We start from the raw sequence: 3,733 nt of genomic DNA on the forward strand, positions 1-3,733 counted from the left end.
GCGAAAGGGCTCCCACTTCCTCGCCTTCCTCGGCCTGGCCGCCACCCTGACCTGCTACAAGAAACTCGCGAAACTCGCCACGTGAGACAACCTCTTACTGTCACCAGATACTCCGTGATGGAGCAAAGTCCGCGTAGAGACGGTGTGAGTACCTGACCGGTGGGCGTGGCCGGATGATGGCAGCAGCCACTGAGCCTCCTCCCCGGATCAGCTGTGCACTCTTGTCGAGCTGACCGTTCAGTTTTCAGTCATTTCCCATCAACCATGCGAGGTGCTCGCCGAAGCCTTCCTGGTCAGCGACCCGGGGACTGCGCCTATACGAGCAGACGACGCACTGCCCGAAGCCGACCCGCCCCCACATGTCCAAGCCCTGGACACAGAAGGTCTCGTACCCACACACCGGACACTCCTCGAAGTCGTGGCCGTCAGGGTTGTCCCTGGGGTTGTACTCGTTGGGATTCTCGGCCGACTCCGCACGGCGCTTGGCCTCTTCATCGCCGATGAGTTCCAGCAGAGTGCGCGCCTGATCGGCCGACCGGGCGTCCTCGTCCTGGGCCCGTTCGTCGTCGCGGTCAGACTGGGTCGCGAGGAGCGTTCTCAGTGGGCGTTAAGTCCGTTTCTGGTAGCGGCCGCGTCCGGGTTGGGTGAGGAATCCTTGGCGGGTGAGGCGTCCGAGGCGGCTGCGGGTGATGTTGACGGTCGCTTCGTCGGTGGGCATGTCGAGGAGTTCGTGCAGCTCACGGGCTCTGAACGCATGGCCGGGGTGCTGGTTGAAGGCGTTCACGATGGCCTGGTAGGCGGTGCTGGTCTCGGGTGGGCCGGGTTCGGCTCCTGCCGGCGCGGCCTCCGCGATGACCTTCCGGGTGGTGTCCAGGTCCGCGAGTCGCGCCTGGGTCTCGGCCAGGGCAGCGGTCAAGTGCTCGATCTGACCGCGTAGTTCTGCGGCTCGGGCGGTGACTTCGTCGTGCTGGGCCTGGAGGCCGGCGAGGAGTTCGGTGACGTTCACGCGGCCAGCCCGAGGGTGTCGCGCCAGGTGGGACTCGGTGTGGTGAGGCGGCGGGTCATGTTCGCGGTGGAGGCCCAGTAGACGCGCGAGACGGAGGTGTCGGGCCGGTGGTCGTACTCCCGGGCCAGGCGCCGGTGCAGCAGCAGTGTGCCGTTCGTCTGCTCCATCGCCCAAGCACACTGCGCTCATGGATAGTCAAAGCAGTGAGCGGACGCCGATAATCGGTCGTGAGGGCCTGCAGCGGTTGGCCGTTGTGGCCCGACGGTTGCGGGGCCGACTGAGCGACGAGGGGAACAGGTCGTCATGCGCGACGACAGTGACGTCGGCCCCAGACGACGATTCCGGCGGTGCCGGACGGGCAGGTGTGGACGACGCTGCCGGAGGTGAACCGGCAGGCGGTGGTGGGGCAGTTGGTGCGGCTGGCGAGTCGCGCGTTGTCGGCCGCCGTGACGGCGAGTGAGCGGGACCCGCGATGACCTCGGTGATGCCGTGGGAGCGGCCCGGCAGCAAGATCGACGACCGACACCTGCAGCGGCTTGCGGTGATCTATATCCGCCAGTCCACACGCCAGCAGCTCGTCGACCACCAGGAGTCGACCCGGTTGCAGTACGCCCTGGTGGACCGGGCGGTGGCTTTGGGCTGGCAGGCGGACCGGGTTCTGGTGATCGACGAGGACCTGGGCAAGTCGGGGTCGAGTGCGATCGCCCGCACCGGTTTCCAGCGTCTGGTCACCGAGATCGGGCTGGACCACGTCGGTCTCGTGCTGGGGATCGAGATGTCCCGCCTGGCCCGCTCCGGCAAGGACTGGTACCAGCTGATCGAGCTGTGCGCCCTGTCGGGTGCGGTACTGGCGGACAGCGACGGGGTCTACGACCCGGCCGAGTACAACGACAGGCTGCTGCTGGGGCTCAAGGGCACGATGAGCGAGGCCGAACTCCACCTGATCAAGCAGCGGATGTGGAGCGGACGGCTGAACAAGGCCCGCCGCGGCGAGCTGGCCTTCCCTCTGCCCAGCGGTTACGTCCGCCGCCCGTCCGGGCAGGTCGCCTTCGATCCGGACGAGCAGGTGCAGACCGTCGTCCGCCTGATCTTCGCGCAGTTCGAGCGGCTCGGCACCTTGCACGGTGTGCTGCGCCATCTCGTCGAGAACGACATCCAGTTGGGCATCCGGCTGCGGGAGGGGCCGGACAAGGGCACCCTGGAATGGCGAAGGCCGAACCGGATGACGCTCCAGACCCTGCTGCACAATCCCGCCTATGCCGGCATCTACGCCTACGGGCGGCGCCGGGTCGACCCGCGCCGCCAGGATCCCGCCCGTCCCAGCACCGGACGGGTCGTCCGCTCCCGGGACGGATGGCATGTGATGATCCCGAATGCCCTGCCCGCCTACATCACCGTCGCGCAGTTCGAGGCGAACGAGGCGAGACTGGCTGCCAACCGCGCCCGCGCCGAAACCATGGGCGCGATACGAGGCGGCCCCGCGCTCACGGCCGGGCTGGTGCACTGCGGACGCTGCGACCGGCGCATGAGCGTGCGCTACCACACCCAGCACAGCAAGGCCCTGCCCGAGTACGTGTGCTCACGGGACGTCACCAACTACGGCGCGCAGAAGAGCTGCCAGCTCCTCAACTCCGCCTGCGTGGACGCCTTCGTCGAGCAGCAGGTCCTCGCGGCGCTGACGCCCGCCGCCGTCGAGGTGTCCCTGCGCGCCGCCGACCAGGTCCTGGCAGAGCGGGCCGAGCTGGAACGGCTGTGGTCGCAGCGGCTGGAACGCGCCGCGCAGGACGCCGACCGGGCCCGCCGCAGCCACCACCTCGCCGAACCGGAGAACCGCCTGGTCGTGCGCCAGTTGGAGAAGGAATGGGAGGAGGCACTCGCCGTCCAGCAGCGGCTTGGCGAGGACCACGACCGCTTCACCCGCAGCAGTCCGCACGTCCTCACACCGGCCGAGCGGCAGACCATCACGGCTCTGGCCGGCGACATCGAGGGGTTGTGGCGTGCGAACAGCACCACGACAGCGGACCGCAAGGAGATCATCCGCGCGGTCGTCGACAAGGTCGTCGTCACCGTGCTCGGCACCAGCGAGCAGGTGAAGGTCACGATCGTCTGGGCCGGCGGGACTACTGCGGCGGGAGAGGTCATCCGCCCGGTCCAGCGGCTTGAACAGCTCAGCTACTACCCGCATCTGACTGATCGGATCCGCGAACTCGCAGGCCAGGGCATCGGCGCCAGCGGAATCGCCGACCGTCTGGAAGCCGAGGGCTTCCGGCCCGCGAAGGGCGGCAAGCGGATCTCCGCAGCCACCGTCCGCGACCTGATGCGCCGCCTCGCCTGCCCCGCAGGCCGTGTCCACCGGCACCGACCCGCACCACCCGGCGAGGAGCCCGGCCCGGGCGAGTGGTGGCTCAAGCATCTGGCCGCCGAGCTGGAAATGACCACCTCCACTCTCTACGCCTGGATCGACCGCGGCTGGATCACCACCCGCCGGGAAAGCCGCTGGCCCCACCGACTCATCGCCCACGCCGACCAGCAAGAACTCGCCGAACTCCGCGAACGCCGCACCCGTCCGCCCGGCTGGTACAGCCGCCGCATCTGGACCAACACCGCCGAAACAGCAGGGCAACAGACTCCATGAGTGGACGTTAAGTCCGTTTCTCGTAGCGACCTCGTCCGGGTTGGGTGAGGAAGCCTTGTCGGACGAGGCGTCCGAGGCGGCTGCGGGTGACG

Annotated in this window: 4 protein-coding genes; 2 read left to right on the forward strand and 2 right to left on the reverse strand. The window is 68.4% G+C overall.

From position 1 onward, the window contains the following. Positions 1 to 607: 607 nt before the first annotated feature. A complete protein-coding gene (locus tag ACIBAF_RS49110; protein ID WP_399473359.1) occupies positions 608 to 1,006 on the reverse strand; it encodes a hypothetical protein in 399 nt (132 codons plus the stop codon). Continuing rightward, positions 1,003 to 1,173, reverse strand: a complete 171-nt coding sequence (locus ACIBAF_RS49115) for a hypothetical protein (protein ID WP_399473361.1) — start codon at positions 1,171 to 1,173, stop codon at positions 1,003 to 1,005. The genes ACIBAF_RS49110 and ACIBAF_RS49115 overlap by 4 nt, the downstream gene beginning before the upstream one ends. A gap of 180 nt (positions 1,174 to 1,353) precedes the next feature. On the opposite strand from ACIBAF_RS49115, the gene ACIBAF_RS49120 reads away from it, so the two are divergent. Together ACIBAF_RS49120 and ACIBAF_RS49125 are read left to right on the forward strand one after the other, a co-directional pair. Further along, complete coding sequence (locus tag ACIBAF_RS49120) at positions 1,354 to 1,482, forward strand: hypothetical protein (protein WP_399473363.1); 129 nt, start codon at positions 1,354 to 1,356, stop codon at positions 1,480 to 1,482. Next, positions 1,479 to 3,641 (forward strand): recombinase family protein, encoded by a 2,163-nt coding sequence (locus tag ACIBAF_RS49125; protein ID WP_399473365.1) that lies wholly within the window; start codon positions 1,479 to 1,481, stop codon positions 3,639 to 3,641. The genes ACIBAF_RS49120 and ACIBAF_RS49125 overlap by 4 nt, the downstream gene beginning before the upstream one ends. The last annotated feature ends 92 nt before the right edge of the window (positions 3,642 to 3,733 follow it).

The sequence above is a fragment of the Streptomyces sp. NPDC051677 genome (assembly GCF_044453465.1).
Classification (GTDB): domain Bacteria; phylum Actinomycetota; class Actinomycetes; order Streptomycetales; family Streptomycetaceae; genus Streptomyces.

Bases quoted from the DNA above. Each gene is read 5' to 3' on its own strand.
- ACIBAF_RS49125 (WP_399473365.1), top strand. From the start codon at position 1,479: ATGACCTCGGTGATGCCGTGGGAGCGGCCCGGCAGCAAGATCGACGAC.
- ACIBAF_RS49115 (WP_399473361.1), bottom strand. From the start codon at position 1,173: ATGGAGCAGACGAACGGCACACTGCTGCTGCACCGGCGCCTGGCCCGG.